Genomic DNA, 22,094 nt, shown 5'->3' with positions numbered 1-22,094 from the left:
CTTTGTGTGCAGAGCTTTTCGCTGGCCGATATGGTCAGGACAAGTCAGAGCAGCTGATCATAGGCCTTCTCGGCCAGTGTGCGCAGGTGATCACGTGGCATCTGGCCGACCACCGCATAGCCCAGCGGGCCATCCTGCCAGTAAAGGCCCTGTGTTGCTCCTTCACCAGCGTAACGGAAGGCGCTGTCGCCGCCGGAATGCTGGGGGGCAATATAAAGGGTAATCCGGGTGCCTGCGTCGTTTTCGTACATGAAAAGCCCGGCCGTTCCGTCCTCGGACGGTAGAACCCGGCCGCCCATCAGCGCAAAACCGGAGGCCGCGAGGTCGGGTGGAACCAGCGGGGCGCCGACGCGTTTTGAGATCCAGCTTTCCAGATGGTCGCGCTGACTGGCGGGCACTTCGACCGGGTGCACCACCTCGACCACATAGGTGTCATGAGCCTTGAGCGCGGCCTGTGCCAGATCATTGCCAGACGTCATGGGAGCCAGCGCGCCGCGCCCGATCCAGCCGCCAAGCCCGCCAAGTGTCAGAAGACCCACCATTGCCGCCACGCGTGCCGGGGCGCGAAAGGGCGAGCGCGGCGCGGTTGCAGGGGCGGGGCGGCGCAGAATATCGGTCAGGGCCTCGGGCGTGGGCTCCTCCGGTTCGGGGAAGAGTATCCGCAATTCCTCGTCCTGCTGCGCCCAGTCGGCGAGCCGTGTCTGTGCCGTGGGGTCGGCTGCGATCCGCTCGGTCAGCGCGACGCGCGCGGCCTCGTCCAGTTCGCCGTGGTGATAGGCGAGCAGCTCATCATCGCTCAGCGGGGTGTCGGGATGGGTGGTCATCGGTTGGGTCTTCCCGTTGGTTTCGGCGCGGCGGACGTTGCGCCGCCGCGGCCGGTCATGGTGCGCAGGCTGGCGCGGGCCCGGGCCAGTCGTGACATCAGGGTGCCGCGCGGAATGTCGAGCATGGTCGCGGCCTCGTCGAATGTGGCGCCATCAAGCGCCACAAGCAACAGAGCGCGGCGCTGGTCCTCGGGCAGCCGGGCGATGGCAGCCTCGGTTTCACGCAGCGCCATATGTGCCTCCTGTCCTGCCGGGCGCGAGGGTTCGCTTGGCAGCTCGTCGACGGCGATCAGGTGGCCAGGCCGTGGGGCCCGGCGCATCAGGTCGCGGTGGCGGTTGATCAGGATGCGGAACAACCAGGCTCGCAGCGCGCCATCGGGACGGCGCTGATGCAGCTTGGCCACGGCCCGTTCGAGGCAATCCTGGACAAGGTCGTCGCCCGCCTCGGCGTCGCGCATCAGCGCATGGGCGTAGCGGCGCAGTGCCGGGATCTGGGCTTCGATCTTGTCCAGGTCAGTCATGGGAGGGGGAGACCTTCGGGGCTGGGGCGCGCCTACGGACGGGCCAGGTGCCAGACGCCCTTGACGCCGTCACCGGTGATATCGCCGGACTTGGCATCCTTGAACCATGTGTAGAGCGGCTTGCCCTCGTGGGTCCACTGGCGGGCGCCATCGGCGCGCAGGATGATGCCAAAGGCGCCCTGCGGTCGGGCCTTGCTGCTGGCCTCCAGCGGCGGCCATTTCGTGGCGCAATCGCCATAGCAGTTGGAAACGGCGGCTGTGTCCTTGTCGAAGGTATAAAGCGACATGCCGCTGCCGTCGGTCAGGATCGCGCCCTTGGCGCTGTCGCCGCTCTGGATCGCGGTAGCAGCCTGTACGACTGAGCCAATCATGGCTGCGGCGATAACGGCAATAGGGAAGGTGAAGCGCATCTTTTGGTCCTTTCATCTAAGATCGTACCGGTCCGTTGCGACCGGCAGATAATAAGACGCGCCTGCGCGAGAAATAATCCCACTGACCTACAAATTTTTATGCGGTCACCGTCCGGCCCGGCTGATCGATCAGGAAATCTGTCAGCATCGCTCCGATCCACATGCAGAACAGCGCCAGCCAGGCGGTTCCGGCAAAGATCGACCCGCCGGTGACGCCCGCGCCGATGGCGCAGCCACCCGCCAGCATGCCGCCAAATCCCATCAGGGCCGCGCCGATCATCGCCTTGCGCATGGTGACGGCGCCGTCAAAGGCCTGGATCCTCATCTCCCCGGACAGGGCAGCAGCCAGCATCGCGCCGATAAAGACGCCCGGCACCAGGCCCACGTCGAATTCAAGAATGGCGTTGCGGTCGAGGAAGAACATTAGGGTATGGGCCGAGGGGCCGGTGAAGGTGGCACTTTCGATCTGCACCGGGTCAAAGGCGACGAGGCTGAGCTCATAGGTCAGCACCCAGCCCATGGCGACGGCAAACCCCACGCCCGAGGCAAAGATCAGCCGCGCCGCGCCGATACGGTTGCGGCGCGACAGCCAGAGCGCCAGCACAGCAATCGCCGCTCCAAGGGCCAGACCGCCCCATTCCGGCAGGCCAAAGGTGGCAAGAAGATCCATGTTGCGCCCGCCGGAGGTTACCCAGAGCCCGGCCAGCCGGTCGCGCAGCGGTGACAGCACGCCCGAAAGGCTCATCTGTGCCACGACGGCAAAGATCAGCCCGGACACGACCGAGCGCAGGTTGCCGGTGGCCGCCAGCACCAAAAGCCGCCCCGAGCAGCCCCGCGCCAGCACCATGCCCGCGCCAAAGATCAGGCCGCCGATCACCGCGCCGGACCAGCTGCCCGGCACCGCCATCATCCGCGCATCCGCTGCATTCATCAGCCCCAGTAGCTGCGCCGCCTGCACCCAAACCACGGCGGTAGAGAAGGTCAGTAGCCAGACCGCCACCTTGTCCTCCATCCGGCCGCGCGCGAATTCCACCGTGGCCGCGCGCAGGCAAAAGCGGGAGCGCTGCGCCGCAACGCCAAAGGTCAGACCGGTGAGCAACCCGAACAGGGCCGCCGTCGGGGCCTCTCCGATGCCTTCTACAAGTGAAACCAGATCCATTGCGCGCCTCCTGATCTATGCACGCATCGTAATATGTATAAATCAGAGGCGCTGCATTGATGCAGATCAGATGTGCACGGGCGGTTTTGCTCTCGCCAGAGCGGGCAAAGGGGCGTACATGCTTGACCCATGTTCAATCCCGTCCCGATAGAGACCGCGCGCAATATGCCGCGCTGGCGTCGCCCGACCACGCTGTTGTTCGTCATGGCGCTATGTATGCCGATTGCCTTCAATGCCTGGAATGCGCTGCTCAACAACTTTGTCATAGAGGTGGCTCAGTTCGACGGCGCCGACATCGGCCTGCTTCACACGGTGCGGGAAATCCCAGGATTTCTGGCCATCGGGGTGATCGCAGTGATCCTGCTGGTGCGTGAACAGGTGTTGGGGCTGGTGTCGCTGATGCTCCTCGGTGCGGCGACAGCGGTGACCGCCTGGTTCCCCTCGCTGGGCGGGATCCTGACCATCACCATGCTGTCCTCGATCGGGTTTCACTACTACGAGACGGTGAACCAGTCGTTGCAGTTGCAATGGCTGCCAAAGGCACGGGCGCCGCAGATTCTGGGCTGGCTTCTTGCCGCTGGATCGGCGGCGACGCTGGTGGTCTACGGGCTGATTGTCCTGCTGTGGGAGCCGCTGAACCTCAGCTACAACGTCGTTTTCATGAGCGCAGGCGGGGTGACGACGCTGCTGGCGCTGGTTTGCCTCATGGTCTATCCGCAATTCGAGGCACCGCACCCGCAGGTCAAAAAGTTGATCCTGCGCCGCCGCTACTGGCTCTATTATGCGCTGCAATTCATGGCCGGGGCGCGGCGGCAGATCTTTGTCGTCTTTGCCGGCTTCATGATGGTCGAGAAATTTGGGTTCGAGGTGCATGAAGTCACCGCCCTGTTCCTGATCAACCTGGTGATCAACATGACCGTGGCGCCGCTGCTGGGCCGGTTTGTCGCTAAATTCGGTGAACGGCGAACCCTGATCTTTGAATACGCCGGGCTGGCCGTGGTCTTTGCCATGTATGGCGGCATCTACTGGTTCGGTTGGGGCGTCGTTCTGGCGGCGACGCTTTATGTCATCGATCACGTGCTGTTTGCGCTGGCGCTGGCGCTGAAGACCTATTTCCAGAAGATCGCCGATCCCGGCGATATCGCCCCCACCGCAGCGGTTGCCTTTACCATCAACCATATCGCGGCGGTCTTCCTGCCGGTCCTGCTTGGTCTTTTGTGGGTGATCTCTCCGGCGGCGGTCTTTGGTCTGGCGGCGGCGATGGCGTTGATCTCGCTGACGCTGGCCTGCCTGATCCCGCGCCATCCCGAGCCGGGTAACGAGACGGTGTTCAGCAAGTTTACCGCTGCCGCCCCGGCTGAGTGAGGCCGGGCTGAGGCAGGCGTGCCTGTCGACCTGCGCGCCTTACGCTTGACGGGACCGTCTGCGGGGCCTAGGCGCTGTACAGCACATCCTGGAGACCCGCCATGCCCACTTTCACCGCCCTGACCACCCTCACCGGAAAAGCCAAAGCCGAGGCGCTGGGCGATGCGATGGAACGTCTGACCCCGGAACCGACCGGTATCGGTGTCTTCGAGGTCGAGGACGGATCGGGCCTGTGGGAGGTTGGCGGCTATTTCACCGAAGCCCCGGATGAGGCCGGTCTTGCGCTGCTGGCAGCGATGCATGAGGCGAAACCCTTTGCCGTCTCCGAACTGCCGGAAACCGACTGGGTTGCCCATGTGCGCCGCGAACTGGCCCCGGTCGAGGCCGGGCGGTTCTTCGTCTACGGCAGCCATGATGCGGACAAGGTTCCGGGGGACAAGATCCCGCTCCTGATCGAGGCGGCAATGGCATTCGGCACCGGCCACCACGGCACCACGCTGGGCTGTCTTCGGGCGCTGGATCATCTGATCGACACCGGATTTACTGGCGCCAAGGTGGCCGACATCGGCTGCGGCACCGCGGTTCTGGCCATGGCAGCGGCGCGGGTCTGGGACGGGCAGTTCATGGCCAGCGATATCGATCAGGTCGCTGTCGAGGTCGCCGAGGCGAACCTCAAGGCCAATGACATGGGCGGGCAGGTGACCTGTCTTGAGGCCGCAGGCTTTGATCACCCGGATCTGAAGGCGGTGGCGCCCTATGATCTGATCTTTGCCAATATCCTGAAAGGCCCGCTTGTGGCGCTTTCCCCGGATATCGCAGCAAACCTGCGCAAGGACGGGTTTGCCATCCTGTCGGGCATCCTCAACGAGCAGGCGGACGATGTGATCGCGGTCTACGCAGAGAACGGTCTGACCCTGCGGCGGCGGGATGAAATCGGTGAATGGACGACGCTCTTGCTGCAGAAAGAGAGCTGATTGAGCTAAGTTTACCTCTTATTTTAAGTATCCGCCCAAAACTTGCCACATTTCGCGCGCATACTGCCTCAATCGCTGGTGGGGGCCAGTAGGTTTTGGGGGCTCGTGTTATGGGCAAGCAACATCAAGAATTCCAGGCGCGTCTGCGGCGCCTTGAAGGCAAGCACAACGACATGTCTGCTGGCTATTCCGCCCGGGTGCGCTCGGACGGTCTGATCGTGGTGGCACCGCGCCAGATACGCTCGCGGATCACACCGCGCGCGGTGGTGTTTTTCCTCTGCGCCTTTTTCCTGTTCAAGGGTTTCCTGATGGCGGCGCTGGGGTTCGCCAGCTACGACGCACGGGTGGCGGACCTGTCCAAAGGGGTCGCGGTCGAGCGGGCCGGTGCCTTTCTGATGCAAGCCGAGCCGGTGTCCATGCTGATCGGAGAAAAACTCCGCCCCTATCTGCACTGAATAGCGGTATCGCGCGTTTTCCCTGCCGCCTGTATCGGTTGCGGCGGCGGGTGCCGACACATTCCTGAATTCAAACGAAAAACGCCGCAGACCAGGGTGGTCCGCGGCGGCTTACTGTGCGCCCTGAGGGAAAAAGAGCGTCAGTCAGGTCAAGGGAGGCGATCAGAAGACCGGCTTGCCCTCTGCAATGTCGTCGATGTCGCCGCGGCACATGCCGATGTCGGCCAGTTCGCGGTCGCTGAGACCGGACAGCGCCTTGCGGGTTACACGCGCGTCATTCCAGGCCACGACAGAGGCCAGAGTGGTGGTCAGAAGGCCGCCGATACGGCCAAACAGGCCGACGGAGCCATAGGTGGTGCGGGTGGTGTCGAATGCAGCCATATCCTTGTCCTCTTGGGTATGTGTTACTGTGATGCGCCGTGTGACGTTAATCGGCAGGTAGAGGCGAAATCCGTCGGCAGCAAGGTCGATTTTTGCATGGCTCCATGCAAATTTTGCATGGCTTTTGGCCTTGTAAATAAGGGCTCTCCTCCGTTTTGCAGTGTTTACGCCAGCGGATGTCGCAGCCCGACATCGAGAGGGCGTTTTCGAACCCGAATTTACCGATTTGCGCCGTCTCCGGTGTGCGCGCCCTTGGGCGGCCCAAGGCGAAAGCGTTTGGATATGTTCGCCTTTTGTGCTAGTGGATCTTCAAAACAATTCGAACCAATGAGCAGGGACCGGTCACAGCATGCGGATTTTGGGAATCGACCCGGGGCTGCGGACCCTCGGTTGGGGCGTTATCGAATCGCAGGGCACGCGCCTGTCACATGTGGCGAACGGGCTGTGCCAGTCAGATGGGGATGATCTGGGAGAGCGGCTTTTGTCGCTCCACAATCAGGTGAGCGAGGTGATCGCCGCCTATTGCCCCGATCAGGCCGCGATCGAACAGACCTTCGTGAACAAGGACGGCGCCGGTACGCTGAAACTGGGGCAGGCGCGCGGCGTTGCGCTGTTGACCCTGGCCAAGGCCGGTCTGCCGGTCGGGGAATACGCACCCAACCGGGTGAAGAAGACGGTGGTTGGCGTCGGACATGCGGACAAGGGGCAGATCCTGCATATGGTCAAACTGCAACTGCCCGGCTGCGCGCCCAAGGGCGCGGATGCGGCCGATGCGCTGGCGATTGCCATCTGTCACGCCTATTACGGGGGTACGCAGCAGCGGGTCCTGAAGGAGGTGCGGGCATGATCGGAAAACTCACCGGACGGTTGGAGTACCGCGCCCAGGACCACGTGCTGATCGACGTGCGCGGCGTTGGTTATATTGTCTATTGCTCGGATCGGACCATGGCGGCACTGCCCGGTGTCGGAGAGGCGGTGGCGCTTTATACCGAACTCCTGGTGCGCGAGGACCTGATGCAGCTGTTCGGGTTTACCTCGCTGGTGGAAAAGGAATGGCATCGGCTGCTGACCTCGGTGCAGGGGGTCGGGGCGAAGGTCTCGCTGGCCATCCTCAGCGCGCTCGGGCCAGATGGGGTCAGCCGCGCCATTGCGCTTGGTGACTGGGCAGCGGTCAAGGCGGCCAAGGGGGTCGGTCCCAAGACCGCGCAGCGCATCGTGCTCGATCTGAAGGACAAGGCGCCCGGTGTGATGGCCATGGGCGGGACCGTCACCGAGGCAATGGACGGGCCTGAGCTGGACGCGGTGGTGGAAACGGGCGAACCCGCACCCGCGGCAAAACCCGCGCGCAAGAAACAGCAGAAACAGCCCAGCGGAGCTGCTGCAGCCTCGGCTGGGGCGCTGTCTGCGCTGGGGAACCTTGGCTATGGGCCGTCGGATGCCGCCGCTGCCGTGGCCGAGGCCGCAGCAGCAGAGCCGGAAGCCGGAGAGGCGGAGCTGATCCGCGCCGCGCTGCGCCTGCTGGCGCCCAAAGGGTGAACGAAGAATGGCAGTGAAGCACAAAGCGCAGTGCCCGGCCACGGGTGGAAACGAAGTGCCCGCCCGGGGGGGCGGCCGGGCACTGTCCGGCCTGTCGACCGGATGGGAGCGTGCGAATGATAGCCTGCGAGGCCGAAATGATTGACGCCGATCCCACTCTGCGCCCTGATCCATTGCCCGAAGACGGTGCAGGCGATGGCGACCGTGCCCTGCGCCCGCAGGGTCTGGGCGAGTTCATCGGTCAGGCCGAAGCGCGTGCCAACCTGCGCGTCTTTATCGAAAGCGCCCGCCGCCGCGGCGAGGCGATGGACCATACGCTGTTTCACGGGCCTCCCGGCCTTGGCAAGACGACGCTGGCGCAGATCGTGGCGCGCGAGCTGGGCGTCAACTTCCGCATGACCTCTGGCCCGGTGCTGGCCAAGGCAGGCGATCTGGCCGCGATCCTGACCAATCTGGAGGCGCGGGACGTCCTGTTCATTGACGAGATCCACCGGTTGAACCCGGCGGTCGAAGAGGTGCTTTACCCGGCGATGGAGGATTTCGAGCTGGATCTCGTCATTGGTGAAGGCCCGGCGGCCCGCACCGTGCGGATCGAATTGCAGCCCTTTACTCTGGTTGGGGCCACCACCCGGATGGGCCTGCTAACCACGCCACTCAGGGACCGGTTCGGCATTCCCACGCGGCTGCAGTTTTATACCGTGGAAGAGCTGCACGAGATCGTCACCCGCAACGCCCGCAAGCTGGGCGCCCCGGCGGATGAGGCCGGCGCGCGGGAGATCGCGCGGCGCGCCCGCGGCACCCCCAGGATCGCCGGGCGGCTCTTGCGCCGCGTGGTGGACTTTGCGGTGGTCGAGGGCGATGGCACCATCACCCGGGAGCTGGCCGATGGCGCGCTGACCCGGCTTGGTGTCGATAATCTGGGCCTAGATGGTGCCGACCGCCGTTACCTACGGTTGATTGCCGAGAATTATTCGGGCGGCCCGGTGGGTATCGAAACCCTGTCGGCGGCGTTGAGCGAAAGCCGTGATGCGCTGGAAGAGGTGATCGAGCCCTTCCTGTTGCAGCAGGGGCTGATCCAGCGCACGCCGCGTGGCCGGATGCTGGCGCAGAAGGCCTGGACGCATCTGGGGATTGCACCGCCGAAATCGCAAAGCGATCTGTTTTCCTGAAGGGGCGGGGCGCCGCTGCCGCGGCGCGAGAAGCTGCTGAGAGGTTCCTGAAGGACAGATCTGTCCCTCAGGAACCTTTTCTATTGTGTGTTCCCCTTTTCCGCCTCAAGGGTGAACCACGCGTACCGCGTGGCCGCTGGCGCGTCCCTTGACCCGAAAAAGGGGGCGTGCGCGGATGGTGCAACCGCGCCGCGACAGCGGCGCCGGGCCCAAGGCCGGTCAGGATCATCGGCGCAGCCGGGGTCCTGCGGGCGCGGGAGCTGCCCCTTGCCGTTCAGCTTTCTTGCAGGCATAGACGGCCCCGATGCGAGACTGGGATGACCGACGGAGCCGCCATCATGACACTGAACCTGACACCGGAGCAGATCGAAGCGCTGTTTTCCCGCCCCGGCGGCGGCTATGCCTTTGCCCGCTGGGGCCGACCGATTGCACCTATCGTCTTTGGTGTCGAAGAGGAGACGCTGAAGACCGTCAAGGGCGCGCTCGAAGCCGTGGTGACGCTGGCAGGGCACCAGATGGCCGAGACCGATCCCGAGCTGGGCGCCAATCTGATGTTCTTTTTCTTCCGCGAGTGGGATGAGCTTCTGGAAGTTCCGGATCTGGGCCGTCTGATCCCGGATCTGGATCCTCTGGTGGGGCGGCTCAAGGCGGCGGATGCCAGCCAGTACCGCGCCTTTCGGTTTGATGATCAGGGTGCCATCCAGGCCGGGTTCGTCTTCCTGCGGATGAAAGGCGAACTGGCGCGGATGCCTGCGGAAACCCTGGCGCTGACGCAGGCGGTGCAGGTGATGCTGATGTGGGGCGAGGGCGCCTTTGCCGACAGGTCCCCGCTGGCGGTGCTGCCGGAAACCGGCGCCACCATCCTGCGCCCCGAGATCGCCGGGGTGATCGCCGCCGCCTATGACCGGATGATGCCGGTGGCTGCGGATGATGCCTCGCACGCGCTGCGCCTGTTTGCGCGTCTTCAGGCGCCGCCGCCGGACACACCTGTGCAATAGAGAGGGGAGGTCAGCGCCATGCGGTCCTTCGTCGGGCTGTCACTGCCAGAGGAGGCCATTCTGGCGCTGGAGACCCTGCAAGAGGAGATCCCGGTGGGGCGCGTGGTGCCTGGGGACAATCTGCATCTAACGCTGGCCTTTCTGGACGATCAGCCCGATTTCGCACTGCAGCTGCTGCATGAAGAGCTGACGCGAATTGCGGTGGTGCCCTTGAGGTTGCGGATCACTGGGCTGGATCTGTTTGGCGGTCGTGTGCCGCGTATTCTTTTTGCTGCGGTTGCACCGGATCCCGACCTGTCCCGGTTGCGCGATCAGGTGCGGCGGGCAGCAGAGCGGGCGGAGATCGACCTGCCGCGCGAAAGGTTCCGCCCGCATATCACCCTTGCCCGGTTTCCCCGCCAGATGCCGGAGCACAGGGCGCAGCGCCTTGGCGCCTTCCTGCAGGCGCAGGGGGATTTCTCGCTGCCAGAGATGCAGATCGACCGGATGGCGCTGTTCCGCTCGACCTTGACGCCGGATGGTGCGCGCTATGAGGTGCTGGCGGACTACCCCTTGGAAGATCCCGCACCGTCATAAAGGCCGGGGGCTTGCTGGCCTGAGGGGGGCGCCCTAGGGTGCGGGCAATCGCGAGGAAGGGCAGATCATGACGCATGAATTCCCGGTACAGGTCTACTATGAAGACACCGACATGGGCGGGATCGTCTATCACGCCAACTACCTGCGCTATATCGAGCGGGCGCGCAGCGACTGGGTGCGCAAGCTTGGCAATGACCAGAATGCCATGCGCGATGCCGGTCTCATCTGGGTGGTGCAGCGGATCGAAGCCGATTACCTGGCGCCTGCCAAGTTCGAGGATGAGCTGATGGTGGAAACCGAGGTGGAAAAACTGACCGGGGCGCGACTTACGATGCGGCAGCTGGTGCGGCGCGGCGACACGCCCCTGTTCAAGGCGGTGGTCACGGCGGTCTGCGTCACCGCGGCGGATGGGCGTCCCACACGCCTGCCGGCAGAGATTCGCGCATTGCTCTAGGCTGGAGCCTCTGTCACGCCTGTTTCATTGGCTTTTCCGTGTGAACTGCGCTAGCGTTGCCTCAATCAAGGCCGCAGGCAGATGGCCGGAAACGATAGAGCAGGCAAATGGAAGCAGAAACTCTGGCGCTGGCGCAGGAGATTGATTTCTCTATGTGGGGCCTATTCGCGCGGGCCACGATCACCGTGAAACTGGTGATGCTGATGCTGATCGCCGCCTCGGTATGGTCCTGGGGCATCATCATCCAGAAGATCATCAACTATCGCAAGGCACGGGCCGAAGCGGCGGATTTTGAAGCCGCCTTTTGGTCGGGTGAGCCTCTGGACGGGCTGTTCGATCAGCTGGGGCCGGATCCGGCCGGGCCATCGGGGCGGATCTTTGCCGCTGGTATGGCAGAGTGGCGCCGCAGCCATCGCAGCGATGGCGGGCTGATCCCCGGCGCGCAGGCGCGCATTGACCGGTCGATGGATGTGGCCATCGCCAAGGAGGCAGAAACCCTGCAAAGCGGGTTGCCAGTGCTGGCCACCGTCGGCTCTACGGCGCCCTTTATCGGTCTTTTCGGCACCGTCTGGGGCATCATGACTGCCTTTATCGAAATCGCCGAACAGCAGAACACCAACCTTGCCGTTGTCGCGCCGGGTATTGCCGAGGCGCTGATGGCAACGGGCCTTGGCCTTCTGGCCGCCATCCCGGCGGTGATCTTCTACAACAAGCTGAGCGCGGACAGTGACCGGATCCTTGGCGGCTATGAAGCCTTTGCCGATGAATTCGCTACCATTCTCAGCCGTCAGCTGGATTCCTGAGCCATGGGCGCCGCTGTTCAACAGTCGTCTTCGGGATCGGGCGGGCGCCGCCGGGGCCGCCGTCGCGGCCGGGTGCAGCCGATGGCCGAAATCAACGTCACGCCCTTTGTCGATGTGATGCTGGTGCTTTTGATCATCTTCATGGTGGCCGCGCCGCTGATGACGGTGGGTGTGCCGGTGGATCTGCCGAAAACCGCTGCCGGCGCCTTGCCCGGCGATGAGGAAGAGCCGCTGACCGTCACCATGACCGCAGGCGGCGATATCCAGATCCAGACCACCTCGGTTGCGCGGGACGAATTGGTGGTGAAACTGCGCGCCATCGCGGCCGAGCGCAGCTCTGACCGGGTCTATCTGCGCGCCGATGGGGCGATTGCCTATAGCGATGTCATGCAGATCATGGGGGCGCTCAATGCGGGCGGCTTTTCCAACGTGGGCCTGGTGACCGACGTGGGTGGTCCGGCGCTGGATGGTGCACCTGCGGGTGCGGCAGATGGCGTGTCGGGCGGCGGCCCGGATCAATAGGCGGGGGCACGACGCGTGCAGACCGGAACCAAGATCTCTCTTGCGGGGCATGGGCTGCTGCTGAGCTGGGTCGCATTTGGCGCCTGGTTCCCGTCCGAGCCGTTGCCGTTCGAGGTGCAGGAGGTCTCTCTGATCAGCGCCGAGGAATTCGAGCGCCTCAGCCAGACGCGGCAGGCGCCGCAGGTGGCGCCCGAGGCCAGCACGCTGCAGCCGCCGGAAGAGAGCGCCGCGCCCGAGGTGTCCCTGCCGCCGCAGCAGCGGCCAGAGCCGGAGGCCCCCACACCCGAGCCTCTGTCCCCGCCAATCCCCGATCCGGTGGTGGCAGAAACGCCCGAACAGCCCCCGGAACCTGCCGAACCCGAGGTGCCGGACACGGCGCCCGGCGTGCCTGAGCCGCCGGAGACAACGGCGCTGGTGGCGCCGCAGCCCGAGGTACAGCAGCAGCGCCCGGTGGACCGGGTCGCCCCGGTACCGGTGGCCCCGCCCGAGCCGGACACGGCAGTGGATGAGATCGAACAGCCCGAAGTCGCCCCCGAAGTCGGTGCCGAGACAGAGCAGGAAGTCCAGGAGGCCACCGCCCCCGAGGCCGCCAGCGACCGTATCGTGACCGAAGAGAACGAAAGCGACGAGCAGACCGTGACCGCGCCCGAGCAGTCCCTGCGGCCCCGTGGGCGCCCGATACGCCGCGCGGCGGCGCCGGAGCCGGAGCCTGAAGCGGCGCCGACGCCGGTTGAGACCGAAGACACCCAGCCGCAGGTGGACCCTTCTGCTGTGGAGGATGCGCTTGCCGCTGCGCTGTCCGGCGGCGCGGATGTTGAGGCGCCGGAACCCTCTGGCCCGCCGCTGACCTCGGGCGAAAAAGACGCCCTGCGGGTCGCGGTGTCGCAATGCTGGAATGTCGGCTCGCTATCGACCGAGGCGCTAAAGACCACCGTGGTCGTCGGGGTCTCCCTCGCGCAGGATGGCAGACCCGACAGCGGCTCGATCCGGATGCTGTCCAGCACCGGCGGCTCGGCAACGGCGGCAAAACAGGCATATGAGGCCGCCCGGCGGGCAATTATCCGCTGCGGTTCACGAGGATTTCAACTTCCCCCTGAAAAATATGCGCAATGGCGTGATATTGAGATGACATTCAATCCCGAAAGGATGCGGATCAAATGAAGACCTATCTGGCACGCCTGGCTCTGATTGGCCTGACATTCTGCGGCGCCGTTCTGGCGTTGAACGGGTCTGCCTTGGCGCAAAACGGGCCGTTGCGGATCGAGATCGATCAGGGCGTGATCGAGCCCTTGCCTTATGCGGTGCCCGATTTCATTCCAGACGACCCGGCAGCGCGCGAATACGCGGCGCAGATTGCCCGGGTGGTGGCTGCGGATCTGAGCGGCACTGGCCTGTTCCGCGAGGTTCCGGCCTCGGCGCATATTTCCAAGGTTTCCGCCTTTGACGACGCTGTGAAATTTGCTGATTGGAAGGCCGTCAATGCGCAGGCGCTGATCACCGGCGCAGTCAGCGTCAAGGGCAAGCGTCTGACCGTGCGTTTCCGCGCCTATGATGTGTTTTCCGAAGGCGAGCTTGGCGGCGGGTTGCAGTTTTCCGGCACCACCGATGGCTGGCGGCGCATGGCGCATAAGGTGGCCGATGCCGTCTACAGCCGCATCACCGGCGAAGGCGGCTACTTCGACAGCCGGGTGGTATTTGTGTCTGAGACCGGCCCCAAGAACGACCGCCGCAAACGGCTGGCGATCATGGATTATGACGGCGCCAACGTGCAGTATCTGACCAACAGCGATGCCATCGTGTTGGCGCCGCGGTTTTCGCCTACCGGCGACCGGGTGCTTTATACCAGTTACGAGACCGGCTTTCCGCAGATCCACGTGCTGGACGTGGGTAAGGTGCAGCGCCGCATCCTGTCGGCGGACGATGGCATCATGAGCTTTGCACCCCGTTTCGCCCCCGATGGGCGCACTGTGGTCTATTCACAATCCCAAGGCGGCAATACCGACATTTACACGATGGATATCGCCAGCGGAAAACGCACCCGCCTGACCAACGCACCGTCGATCGAAACGGCGCCTTCCTATTCGCCGGATGGCAGCCAGATCGTGTTTGAAAGCGACCGCTCTGGCGCGCCGCAGCTCTACGTGATGCCCGCAGCGGGGGGCGCGGCGCGGCGGATCAGTTTTGGCACCGGGCGCTATGGCACCCCGGTGTGGTCGCCGCGCGGCGATCTGATCGCCTTTACCAAGCAAAGCAAAGGCCGTTTCCATATCGGCGTCATGCGCACCGATGGCAGCGAGGAACGCCTGCTGACGGCGTCCTTCCTGGACGAGGGGCCGACCTGGTCCCCGAATGGCCGGGTGATCATGTTCACCCGCGAAACCCAAGGGGCGAGCGGCCGGGCGCTGCTTTATTCGGTGGATATCACTGGGCGCAACCTGAAGCCGGTCCGCACCCCCGACGGGGCATCGGATCCGGCCTGGTCGCCGCTGCAGAACTGAGGCCCGGACCATAACGCGATGGTCAACGGGGCATAAATACCGGCATGGCTGCCTGATCCGACATGTGGTAGGCTGCCAGCAAGAAACGTAAAGGGGTAGGGAATGAGCATGAGCGGTTTCAAAAAGGCACTTCTGGTGGTCGCGGCCCTTGGGGTTGCTGGCTGTAGCAACGCCTCCTGGGACGACACCAGGTTCGGCGATGGCAGCGGCGCGGGCGCCGGTGCAGCGGGATCGGTTTCAGACCCCACCAGCCCGGCTTATTTCCAGCAGGCCATCGGTGACCGGGTGCTGTTCGCGGTGGATCAGTCCAGCCTGTCGCCTGCCGCTGAAGAGGTCCTGCGCGGGCAGGCGGGTTGGCTGCTGACCAATACCGATTACAACGTCACGATCCAGGGCCACGCGGATGAGCAGGGCACCCGGGAATACAACCTTGCGCTTGGTGCGCGCCGGGCCAATTCTGCGCGGGAGTTCCTGATTTCCCAAGGGGTTGCGGGCAACCGGATCCAGGTCGTCAGCTATGGCAAGGAACGCCCGCTTGAGATCTGTTCGGCCGAAAGCTGCTATGCCAAGAACCGCCGCGCCGTGACCGTTCTGGCCAGCGGCCTGACGGGGTAAGGCGATGCAGCTACCCCGCCGGATCCGCGCCTCCCTGATTGCCTCGGCCGCCGTTGCAGCGCTGTTCGGGTCGCTGCCCGCAGCAGCGCAGGACCAGCAGACACTTGCCGATATCCGGCAGGAGCTGACCGTCTTGCACGTGGAAATCCAGCGTCTGACGCGCGAATTGTCCACCACCGGCGCACCTGCCACCAATCTGGCAGGCAGTTCGGTGCTGGACCGGGTCGAGGCGATCGAAACCGAGCTGCAGCGCCTGACCGCCCAGACCGAACAGCTGGAATACCGCATCAACCGGATCGTTGCCGATGGCACCAACCGGATCGGCGATCTGGAGTTCCGTCTGGTCGAATTGGAAGGCGGCGACATCAGTGCCTTGGGTGAAACCTCGACGCTGGGCGGGGATACCGAGGCGGCAAGCATCGAGACTTCTGTTCCGGTTCCTGTGCCGGGTGATGCCAGCGAGTTGGCGGTGGGCGAGCGCGCCGATTTCGATGCCGCGAAGCAGGCGCTGGACGAAGGCAGCTATCAGGACGCCGCCGAGAAATTCGCGGCCTTCAATGCCGCTTATCCGGGTAGCCCGTTGGCGGCAAAGGCCGATTTCCATCGCGGCAAGGCGATGGATGGTCTGGGCGACACGCGTGAGGCGGCGCGGGCCTATCTGGCGTCCTTTACCGGCGATGCGGTTGGCCCGATGGCCCCCGAGGCGTTGTTCGAGCTGGGTGCCGCTCTTGGCCGGTTGGGCCAGCGCGATCAGGCCTGCATCACCCTCTCCGAAGTCAACGCACGGTTCCCCGGCAATGATACGGTGGCCCGTGCCGAGGCGGAGATGGCCACGCTGGGCTGTTCTTGACGCAAGACGCGGCGGATATCATTGCAGGCGTTCGCGCCCAGATTCCACACCCCCTGCCAGACCGGCTGGGGGTTGCTGTTTCCGGGGGGAGCGACTCGGTTGCGCTTCTTCACATCCTACACCGCGCTTTGACTCCCGAAGGGGTGCAACTCTACGCGGTCACGGTGGACCACGGATTGCGCGCAGCCTCGGCCGCCGAGGCTGAAGGGGTTGCGGCGCTGGCCACGGGCCTTGGACTTTCACACGATATTCTGCACTGGGTCGAGGGACCCGGCGCTGGCAACCTGCAGGATCAGGCCCGGCAGGCGCGCTATGGTCTGCTGCGGGATTGGGCGCGCAGCCAAGGCATTGCCGCACTGGCGCTGGGTCATACGGCAGACGATCAGGCGGAAACCGTGCTGATGCGGCTGACGCGGGCCTCTGGCGTGGATGGATTGTCAGCAATGTCCGCCGTGCGGCAGCTTGAGGATCTGACGCTGCTGCGTCCGCTCTTGTCTTTGCGTCGGGACGAACTGCGTGATTACCTGCGCGCCGAAGGTGTGCCTTGGGTCGACGACCCGTCAAATGAGGATAGGCGATTCGAACGCGTACGGCTGCGTCAGGCCCTGCCGATGCTGGAAGAGCTGGGCCTGAGCGTCGGTGCGCTGTCGCTTGTTGCAAGAAATATGCAACAGGCACGGCAAACGCTTGATCACTATGCACTATCGGCGGCGCAGGAGGGGTTTTCGTTCCAGGCGGGCGCAGTTGCTGTGGAACAGGCCTTTCTTGCGGATCTGCCGGATGAAATTGCCCACCGGTTGCTGCGGGCGGCGCTGCAATGGGTTTCTGGCGGCACCTATCCGCCGCGGCGCGCGCCGATGATGGCAGCGCTGGAAACCGCCCGTACCGGCGGTTCGGCTACCCTTGCTGGTGGGCGCATCCTGTGCCGCCGGGGCCGTGTCTGGATCTGCCGCGAAGCGCAGGCCGTACGTGGCCAGATTGCGGAAGTTGGGCAGGTCTGGGATGGGCGGTGGGGAATTAATTGCGTAAAATCAGATGATTGTCAGGTGCGTGCCCTTGGGGCAGAGGGGCTGCAGCTCTGTCCGGATTGGCGGGAAACCGGTCTGCCCGGACCAGTGCTGGAGGTTACCCCTGCTTTGTGGCGCGGGGCCGATCTGGTTGCCGCACCGCTGGTGAGACCGGCGCCGGGATGTACGGCAGAGCTGACCTGCAGCGAAGAAGAGTTCTTTGCATCCTTTTTATCGCATTGAACCTGACCGAATGTTCCCTATTTTAAGCGCAACGTGGGCGATCTACGCGTCGCCTCGAATATTGGGAGATTTTCCTTGGGTAATGCACGCAATATCGCCTTCTGGGTCGTTCTGTTTCTGCTGATCCTCGCGCTGTTCAATTTGTTCAGCGGGTCGGGCAGCACCATGCAGAGCCGTGAGCGCACCTATTCCGACTTTGTCGCCGCCGTCGAAGGCGGGCAGGTCAGCACCGTCACCCTTGACGGGGAGCAGGTTCGTTTCACCACATCCGATGGCCAGAGCTATGTCACCATCAAGCCGGGGGACGCGGAAGTCACCTCGATGCTGATCGAGAACAACATCCCGGTGCGGGCTGAGAAACAGCAGCAGTCGGGTTTCCAGTCGTTCCTGATCACATTGCTGCCCTTCCTGCTGCTTATCGGTGTCTGGGTCTATTTCATGAACCGGATGCAGGGCGGAGGCAAAGGCGGCGCCATGGGCTTTGGCAAGTCCAAGGCGAAGATGCTGACCGAGAAACACGGCCGCGTCACCTTTGACGATGTTGCCGGTATCGATGAAGCCAAGGAAGAGCTGGAAGAGATTGTGGAATTCCTGCGCAACCCGCAGAAATTCTCGCGTCTTGGTGGCAAGATCCCCAAGGGTGCGCTGCTGGTAGGCCCTCCGGGTACTGGTAAAACGCTGCTGGCCCGTGCGATTGCGGGTGAGGCAGGCGTTCCCTTCTTCACCATCTCGGGCTCGGACTTTGTTGAAATGTTCGTCGGTGTCGGTGCATCCCGTGTGCGCGACATGTTCGAACAGGCGAAAAAGAACGCGCCTTGCATCGTGTTCATCGACGAAATCGACGCCGTGGGCCGCCATCGTGGCGCCGGCTATGGCGGCGGTAACGACGAGCGCGAACAGACGCTGAACCAGCTGCTGGTCGAGATGGACGGTTTTGAAGCCAACGAAGGCGTGATCATCCTGGCGGCGACCAACCGAAAGGACGTTCTTGACCCCGCGCTGCTGCGTCCGGGCCGCTTTGACCGCAACGTCACCGTCGGTAACCCCGACATCAAGGGCCGCGAAAAGATCCTCGGCGTGCATGCACGCAAGACCTCGCTGGGCCCCGACGTGGATATGCGTATCATCGCGCGCGGCACCCCGGGCTTCTCCGGTGCGGATCTGGCGAACCTCGTGAACGAGGCTGCGCTGATGGCTGCTCGCGTCGGCCGCCGCTTTGTCACCATGGAAGACTTTGAGAACGCCAAGGACAAGGTGATGATGGGCGCCGAGCGTCGCTCGATGGTGCTGACGGCGGATCAGAAGGAAAAGACCGCCTATCACGAGGCGGGCCACGCTGTTGTTGGCCTGAAGCTGCCCGAGTGTGATCCGGTCTATAAGGCGACGATCATTCCGCGCGGCGGTGCCCTGGGCATGGTTGTCAGCCTGCCCGAGATGGACCGGCTCAACTGGCACAAGGATGAGTGCGAGCAGAAGCTGGCGATGACCATGGCGGGCAAGGCCGCCGAAATCATCAAATACGGTGAAGGCCACGTTTCGAACGGCCCGGCCGGCGATATCCAGCAGGCCAGCCAGCTGGCCCGCGCCATGGTGATGCGCTGGGGTATGTCGGAAAAGGTCGGCAATATCGATTATGCCGAGGCGCACGAAGGTTACAGTGGCAACACCACCGGCTTCTCTGTTTCCGCCCATACCAAGGAACTGATCGAGGAAGAGGTACGCGAGTTCATCCAGATGGGCTATGACCGCGCCTTCAAGATCCTGACCGATCATCACGACGAATGGGAACGTTTGGCGCAGGGTCTGCTGGAATACGAAACCCTGACCGGCGATGAGATCAAGCGCGTCATGGGCGGTGAGCCGCCGCATTCTGGAGAGGACGAAGGCGACGACACCGATCAGGGTAGTGCCTCGGTCACCGCAGTGCCCAAGGCCAAGCCGAAGAAAACCCCGCCCGAGGGCGGCATGGAGCCGGAACCGTCCTCCTGAGGCGCTTCCTGAATTTAGAAGGCCCGGTCTTTGACCGGGTCTTTTTCTTTGCAGCAGTGGGCATTTGTTTGGACTGGGCCGGTTGGGTTGGGGGTGGCGCTGGGGCGCCGGACAGCCGTGCTGCCCGGCGCCCCAGCGCCCGGATCGGATCGCGTTGCGATCCGACCCCGACCGCCTCCCTCGATGAAGCCCATGGTTCTCTCTGGCAGTTCGGGGCTTAGCGTGTATGGTTCGGCAAAAGCGCTGTGCCCTGCGAAAGCGGTAGTGCAAAGCGGATAAAGTACAGGGGAGTCCTCACATGCCAGTCTTGCGCGAAACCGAATTCACCGGAGAGATTGTCTGGATGGGACAGGTTCCGGCAGGAGAGGTGCTTGCAGCGATTCCACAGCAGACGCTGGACCTCGGCTTTGACGGCATCGCGGGGGAGCGTCACGAGGGCAGTTTGCGTCCCTCCTGTGTGCGGGTGAAGAACCTCTATCCCACCGGCACCGAAATCCGCAACGTGCGCCAGCTGACCATTCTCTCTGAGGAAGAACTGGCACTGATTGCCGCGGATATGGGGCTGGAGCAGATCGACCCGGCCTGGCTGGGTGCCAGCCTGGTGCTGCGCGGTATTCCCGATTTCACCTTCATCCCGCCCAGTTCCCGGCTGCAGGGGCCGGATGGCACCACCCTGACCGTGGATATGGAGAACCGCCCCTGCGTGCTGCCGGGGCGCGAGATCGAAAAGGATCATGGCGGTTACGGCGCGAAATTCAAACCTGCGGCGAAAAACCGACGGGGAATCACCGCCTGGGTAGAACGTCCGGGTCGGCTCTCAATCGGGGATGATCTGACGGTTTTTGTACCGGATCAGCGCGCCTGGGCGCCCTGAAGCCGCGCCCGAAAGGAACAATGCGTTCCTTTCGGACACCCGAAGTTCCGATCGAATTCGCCCTACGCCGCTTCAAGACACGATAATGTCGGAAATCACGCGCGCCATTTGCCGCAGTCTGGCTAAGTCTTGGTCAACTCCGGCCCGCGAGCCGGTCAACGGACAGAAACAGGTCAGGAACCAGGCCATGAGCTACAAGAGTGACATCGAAATCGCGCGCGAAGCGAAGAAGCTCCCCATTCAGGACATCGGCAGCAAGCTGGGCATGTCGCATGACGATCTGCTGCCCTACGGCCACGACAAGGCCAAGGTGAGCCAGTCCTTCATCAACTCGGTGCAGGATAAACCCGATGGCAAGCTGATCCTGGTGACCGCGATCAACCCAACCCCGGCGGGCGAAGGCAAAACCACCACCACCGTGGGGCTGGGCGATGGTCTGAACAAGATCGGCAAGAACGCCATGGTCTGCATCCGCGAAGCCTCGCTTGGCCCGAACTTCGGTATGAAGGGCGGCGCCGCTGGTGGTGGCTACGCGCAGGTCGTGCCGATGGAGGACATGAACCTCCACTTCACCGGTGACTTCCACGCGATCACCTCGGCACACTCGCTGCTGAGCGCGATGATCGACAACCACATCTACTGGGGCAACGAGCAGGAAATCGACATCCGCCGCGTCCAGTGGCGCCGCGTTGTCGACATGAACGACCGCGCCCTGCGCCAGATCAACGTGTCGCTCGGCGGTGTTGCCAACGGGTTCCCGCGCGAAGGTGGTTTCGACATCACCGTGGCCTCCGAAGTGATGGCGATCCTGTGCCTGGCCAACGACCTGCAGGATCTGGAAAAGCGTCTGGGCGACATGATCGTGGCCTACCGCCGCGACCGCAGCCCGGTTTATTGCCGTGATATCAAGGCAGAAGGCGCCATGGCGGTGCTGCTGAAGGACGCAATGCAGCCGAACCTGGTGCAGACGCTGGAAAACAACCCGGCCTTTGTTCATGGCGGTCCCTTCGCCAACATCGCGCACGGCTGTAACTCTGTCATCGCGACAAAGACCGCGATGAAAGTTGCTGATTACGTTGTGACCGAAGCGGGATTTGGTGCGGACCTCGGCGCCGAGAAGTTCATGAACATCAAGTGCCGCAAGGCCGGTATCGCACCCGACTGCGTTGTGCTGGTCGCCACTGTGCGCGCGATGAAGATGAACGGCGGCGTGGCCAAGGCAGATCTTGGTGCCGAAAACGTCGAAGCGGTGATGGAAGGCTGCGCCAACCTCGGCCGTCACATCGGCAACCTGAAATCCTTTGGTGTGCCGGTTGTCGTCGCGATCAACCACTTCGTCACCGACACCGATGCGGAAATCCAGGCGGTCAAGGACTACGTGGAAACCCAGGGCTCCGAAGCGATCCTGTCGCGTCACTGGGAGCTGGGTTCGGAAGGTTCTGCCGATCTGGCCCGCCGCGTGGCGGAAATCGCCGACAGCGGCGTCAGCCAGTTCGCACCGCTCTACAACGATGAGCTGACCCTTTTTGAGAAGATCGAGCGCATCGCCAAGGGCATCTACCGCGCCGACGAAGTGCTGGCCGACAAGAAGATCCGCGATCAGCTGAAACTCTGGGAAGATCAGGGTTATGGCAACCTGCCGGTCTGCATGGCGAAGACCCAGTACAGCTTCTCGACCGATCCCAACCTGCGCGGCGCGCCCACCGGCCACTCGGTTCCGGTGCGTGAGGTCCGCCTCTCTGCGGGCGCCGGGTTTGTCGTGGTTGTCTGCGGTGAGATCATGACCATGCCGGGCCTGCCCCGCACCCCTGCGGCGGAAAACATCCATCTGAATGCCGAAGGGCAGATCGAAGGCTTGTTCTAAGGCGCAA

At 63.8% G+C, this 22,094-nt stretch carries 24 protein-coding genes; 19 read left to right on the top strand and 5 right to left on the bottom strand.

Going from position 1 to position 22,094, the window contains the following annotated elements:
* Window positions 1-44: 44 nt before the first annotated feature.
* From SM766_RS05740 to SM766_RS05725, 4 genes are all read right to left on the bottom strand, one after another.
* Entirely contained in the window at window positions 45-824 is a 780-nt protein-coding gene (locus SM766_RS05740) for an anti-sigma factor family protein (RefSeq protein WP_368947193.1), read from the bottom strand.
* Complete coding sequence (locus tag SM766_RS05735) at window positions 821-1,345, bottom strand: sigma-70 family RNA polymerase sigma factor (protein WP_274831320.1); 525 nt, start codon at window positions 1,343-1,345, stop codon at window positions 821-823. The genes SM766_RS05740 and SM766_RS05735 overlap by 4 nt, the downstream gene beginning before the upstream one ends.
* A 32-nt stretch (window positions 1,346-1,377) precedes the next feature.
* The gene (locus SM766_RS05730) at window positions 1,378-1,755 is read right to left on the bottom strand and encodes a COG4315 family predicted lipoprotein (protein ID WP_065272661.1); all 378 of its coding nucleotides are present in this window, start codon (window positions 1,753-1,755) and stop codon (window positions 1,378-1,380) included.
* 97 nt (window positions 1,756-1,852) lie between these two features.
* Window positions 1,853-2,914 (bottom strand): YeeE/YedE family protein, encoded by a 1,062-nt coding sequence (locus SM766_RS05725; protein ID WP_274827723.1) that lies wholly within the window; start codon window positions 2,912-2,914, stop codon window positions 1,853-1,855.
* A 129-nt stretch (window positions 2,915-3,043) separates the two neighbouring features.
* Here SM766_RS05725 and SM766_RS05720 point away from each other — a divergent pair, with 129 nt between their 5' ends.
* The 3 genes from SM766_RS05720 (at window position 3,044) to SM766_RS05710 (ending at window position 5,708) form a co-directional block, all read left to right on the top strand.
* Window positions 3,044-4,279, top strand: a complete 1,236-nt coding sequence (locus tag SM766_RS05720; protein WP_274834521.1) for an MFS transporter — start codon at window positions 3,044-3,046, stop codon at window positions 4,277-4,279.
* Between the two features lie 101 nt (window positions 4,280-4,380).
* Entirely contained in the window at window positions 4,381-5,253 is an 873-nt protein-coding gene (locus SM766_RS05715; RefSeq protein ID WP_368947192.1) for a 50S ribosomal protein L11 methyltransferase, read from the top strand.
* A 110-nt stretch (window positions 5,254-5,363) separates the two neighbouring features.
* Complete coding sequence (locus SM766_RS05710; protein WP_274827725.1) at window positions 5,364-5,708, top strand: hypothetical protein; 345 nt, start codon at window positions 5,364-5,366, stop codon at window positions 5,706-5,708.
* A 162-nt stretch (window positions 5,709-5,870) separates the two neighbouring features.
* Here SM766_RS05710 and SM766_RS05705 read toward each other — a convergent pair whose 3' ends face one another.
* A complete protein-coding gene (locus SM766_RS05705) occupies window positions 5,871-6,089 on the bottom strand; it encodes a DUF1127 domain-containing protein (RefSeq protein ID WP_065272666.1) in 219 nt (72 codons plus the stop codon).
* Window positions 6,090-6,438: 349 nt separating this feature from the next.
* On the opposite strand from SM766_RS05705, the gene ruvC reads away from it, so the two are divergent.
* From ruvC to SM766_RS05625, 16 genes are all read left to right on the top strand, one after another.
* A complete protein-coding gene (ruvC, locus tag SM766_RS05700; RefSeq protein WP_274831316.1) occupies window positions 6,439-6,936 on the top strand; it encodes a crossover junction endodeoxyribonuclease RuvC in 498 nt (165 codons plus the stop codon).
* Window positions 6,933-7,625, top strand: a complete 693-nt coding sequence (ruvA, locus tag SM766_RS05695) for a Holliday junction branch migration protein RuvA (RefSeq protein WP_065272668.1) — start codon at window positions 6,933-6,935, stop codon at window positions 7,623-7,625. Before ruvC ends, ruvA begins: the two co-directional genes overlap by 4 nt.
* A gap of 137 nt (window positions 7,626-7,762) precedes the next feature.
* Window positions 7,763-8,794 (top strand): Holliday junction branch migration DNA helicase RuvB, encoded by a 1,032-nt coding sequence (gene ruvB / locus SM766_RS05690; RefSeq protein WP_274827841.1) that lies wholly within the window; start codon window positions 7,763-7,765, stop codon window positions 8,792-8,794.
* A gap of 338 nt (window positions 8,795-9,132) precedes the next feature.
* Window positions 9,133-9,792: a hypothetical protein gene (locus SM766_RS05685; RefSeq protein WP_368947352.1), complete on the top strand. Its 660-nt coding sequence runs from the start codon at window positions 9,133-9,135 to the stop codon at window positions 9,790-9,792.
* Window positions 9,793-9,810: 18 nt separating this feature from the next.
* Window positions 9,811-10,368 carry an RNA 2',3'-cyclic phosphodiesterase gene (thpR, locus tag SM766_RS05680; protein ID WP_368947191.1) on the top strand — a complete coding sequence of 186 codons (558 nt, stop codon included), beginning with the start codon at window positions 9,811-9,813 and terminating at the stop codon, window positions 10,366-10,368.
* Between the two features lie 67 nt (window positions 10,369-10,435).
* Complete coding sequence (ybgC, locus tag SM766_RS05675; RefSeq protein ID WP_274867032.1) at window positions 10,436-10,822, top strand: tol-pal system-associated acyl-CoA thioesterase; 387 nt, start codon at window positions 10,436-10,438, stop codon at window positions 10,820-10,822.
* Window positions 10,823-10,929: 107 nt separating this feature from the next.
* Complete coding sequence (tolQ, locus tag SM766_RS05670) at window positions 10,930-11,625, top strand: protein TolQ (protein ID WP_065272673.1); 696 nt, start codon at window positions 10,930-10,932, stop codon at window positions 11,623-11,625.
* Between the two features lie 3 nt (window positions 11,626-11,628).
* Window positions 11,629-12,147, top strand: coding sequence for a protein TolR (tolR, locus tag SM766_RS05665; protein WP_368947190.1), 519 nt, complete (start codon window positions 11,629-11,631; stop codon window positions 12,145-12,147).
* 15 nt (window positions 12,148-12,162) lie between these two features.
* Window positions 12,163-13,308: an energy transducer TonB gene (locus SM766_RS05660; RefSeq protein ID WP_368947189.1), complete on the top strand. Its 1,146-nt coding sequence runs from the start codon at window positions 12,163-12,165 to the stop codon at window positions 13,306-13,308.
* Entirely contained in the window at window positions 13,305-14,645 is a 1,341-nt protein-coding gene (gene tolB, locus SM766_RS05655) for a Tol-Pal system beta propeller repeat protein TolB (protein WP_368947188.1), read from the top strand. Before SM766_RS05660 ends, tolB begins: the two co-directional genes overlap by 4 nt.
* Window positions 14,646-14,753: 108 nt before the next feature.
* Window positions 14,754-15,260: a peptidoglycan-associated lipoprotein Pal gene (gene pal / locus SM766_RS05650; RefSeq protein WP_065272677.1), complete on the top strand. Its 507-nt coding sequence runs from the start codon at window positions 14,754-14,756 to the stop codon at window positions 15,258-15,260.
* 4 nt (window positions 15,261-15,264) lie between these two features.
* Entirely contained in the window at window positions 15,265-16,110 is an 846-nt protein-coding gene (gene ybgF, locus SM766_RS05645; RefSeq protein WP_368947187.1) for a tol-pal system protein YbgF, read from the top strand.
* Window positions 16,107-17,360, top strand: coding sequence for a tRNA lysidine(34) synthetase TilS (gene tilS, locus SM766_RS05640; protein ID WP_368947186.1), 1,254 nt, complete (start codon window positions 16,107-16,109; stop codon window positions 17,358-17,360). The genes ybgF and tilS overlap by 4 nt, the downstream gene beginning before the upstream one ends.
* 75 nt (window positions 17,361-17,435) lie before the next feature.
* Window positions 17,436-19,349: an ATP-dependent zinc metalloprotease FtsH gene (ftsH, locus tag SM766_RS05635; protein WP_065272678.1), complete on the top strand. Its 1,914-nt coding sequence runs from the start codon at window positions 17,436-17,438 to the stop codon at window positions 19,347-19,349.
* A 298-nt stretch (window positions 19,350-19,647) separates the two neighbouring features.
* The gene (locus tag SM766_RS05630) at window positions 19,648-20,223 is read left to right on the top strand and encodes an MOSC domain-containing protein (RefSeq protein WP_368947185.1); all 576 of its coding nucleotides are present in this window, start codon (window positions 19,648-19,650) and stop codon (window positions 20,221-20,223) included.
* Between the two features lie 187 nt (window positions 20,224-20,410).
* Window positions 20,411-22,087, top strand: coding sequence for a formate--tetrahydrofolate ligase (locus SM766_RS05625; RefSeq protein WP_065273725.1), 1,677 nt, complete (start codon window positions 20,411-20,413; stop codon window positions 22,085-22,087).
* Window positions 22,088-22,094: the final 7 nt, after the last annotated feature.

Origin of the sequence: Pseudophaeobacter sp. A-200-2 (assembly GCF_041008815.1) — a bacterium.
GTDB lineage: Bacteria > Pseudomonadota > Alphaproteobacteria > Rhodobacterales > Rhodobacteraceae > Phycobacter > Phycobacter gallaeciensis_A.
Note: the sequence above shows the minus strand (reverse complement) of the source record. Positions and strands in the feature narration are given on the sequence as shown.

Excerpts from the sequence above, each read along its gene's own strand:
- SM766_RS05740 (WP_368947193.1), bottom strand. The coding sequence starts at position 824 with ATGACCACCCATCCCGACACCCCGCTGAGCGATGATGAGCTGCTCGCC.
- SM766_RS05735 (WP_274831320.1), bottom strand. The coding sequence starts at position 1,345 with ATGACTGACCTGGACAAGATCGAAGCCCAGATCCCGGCACTGCGCCGC.
- SM766_RS05730 (WP_065272661.1), bottom strand. The coding sequence starts at position 1,755 with ATGCGCTTCACCTTCCCTATTGCCGTTATCGCCGCAGCCATGATTGGC.
- SM766_RS05725 (WP_274827723.1), bottom strand. The coding sequence starts at position 2,914 with ATGGATCTGGTTTCACTTGTAGAAGGCATCGGAGAGGCCCCGACGGCG.
- SM766_RS05720 (WP_274834521.1), top strand. The coding sequence starts at position 3,044 with ATGTTCAATCCCGTCCCGATAGAGACCGCGCGCAATATGCCGCGCTGG.
- SM766_RS05715 (WP_368947192.1), top strand. The coding sequence starts at position 4,381 with ATGCCCACTTTCACCGCCCTGACCACCCTCACCGGAAAAGCCAAAGCC.
- SM766_RS05710 (WP_274827725.1), top strand. The coding sequence starts at position 5,364 with ATGGGCAAGCAACATCAAGAATTCCAGGCGCGTCTGCGGCGCCTTGAA.
- SM766_RS05705 (WP_065272666.1), bottom strand. The coding sequence starts at position 6,089 with ATGGCTGCATTCGACACCACCCGCACCACCTATGGCTCCGTCGGCCTG.
- ruvC (WP_274831316.1), top strand. The coding sequence starts at position 6,439 with ATGCGGATTTTGGGAATCGACCCGGGGCTGCGGACCCTCGGTTGGGGC.
- ruvA (WP_065272668.1), top strand. The coding sequence starts at position 6,933 with ATGATCGGAAAACTCACCGGACGGTTGGAGTACCGCGCCCAGGACCAC.
- ruvB (WP_274827841.1), top strand. The coding sequence starts at position 7,763 with ATGATTGACGCCGATCCCACTCTGCGCCCTGATCCATTGCCCGAAGAC.
- SM766_RS05685 (WP_368947352.1), top strand. The coding sequence starts at position 9,133 with ATGACACTGAACCTGACACCGGAGCAGATCGAAGCGCTGTTTTCCCGC.
- thpR (WP_368947191.1), top strand. The coding sequence starts at position 9,811 with ATGCGGTCCTTCGTCGGGCTGTCACTGCCAGAGGAGGCCATTCTGGCG.
- ybgC (WP_274867032.1), top strand. The coding sequence starts at position 10,436 with ATGACGCATGAATTCCCGGTACAGGTCTACTATGAAGACACCGACATG.
- tolQ (WP_065272673.1), top strand. The coding sequence starts at position 10,930 with ATGGAAGCAGAAACTCTGGCGCTGGCGCAGGAGATTGATTTCTCTATG.
- tolR (WP_368947190.1), top strand. The coding sequence starts at position 11,629 with ATGGGCGCCGCTGTTCAACAGTCGTCTTCGGGATCGGGCGGGCGCCGC.
- tolB (WP_368947188.1), top strand. The coding sequence starts at position 13,305 with ATGAAGACCTATCTGGCACGCCTGGCTCTGATTGGCCTGACATTCTGC.
- pal (WP_065272677.1), top strand. The coding sequence starts at position 14,754 with ATGAGCGGTTTCAAAAAGGCACTTCTGGTGGTCGCGGCCCTTGGGGTT.
- ybgF (WP_368947187.1), top strand. The coding sequence starts at position 15,265 with ATGCAGCTACCCCGCCGGATCCGCGCCTCCCTGATTGCCTCGGCCGCC.
- SM766_RS05630 (WP_368947185.1), top strand. The coding sequence starts at position 19,648 with ATGCCAGTCTTGCGCGAAACCGAATTCACCGGAGAGATTGTCTGGATG.
- SM766_RS05625 (WP_065273725.1), top strand. The coding sequence starts at position 20,411 with ATGAGCTACAAGAGTGACATCGAAATCGCGCGCGAAGCGAAGAAGCTC.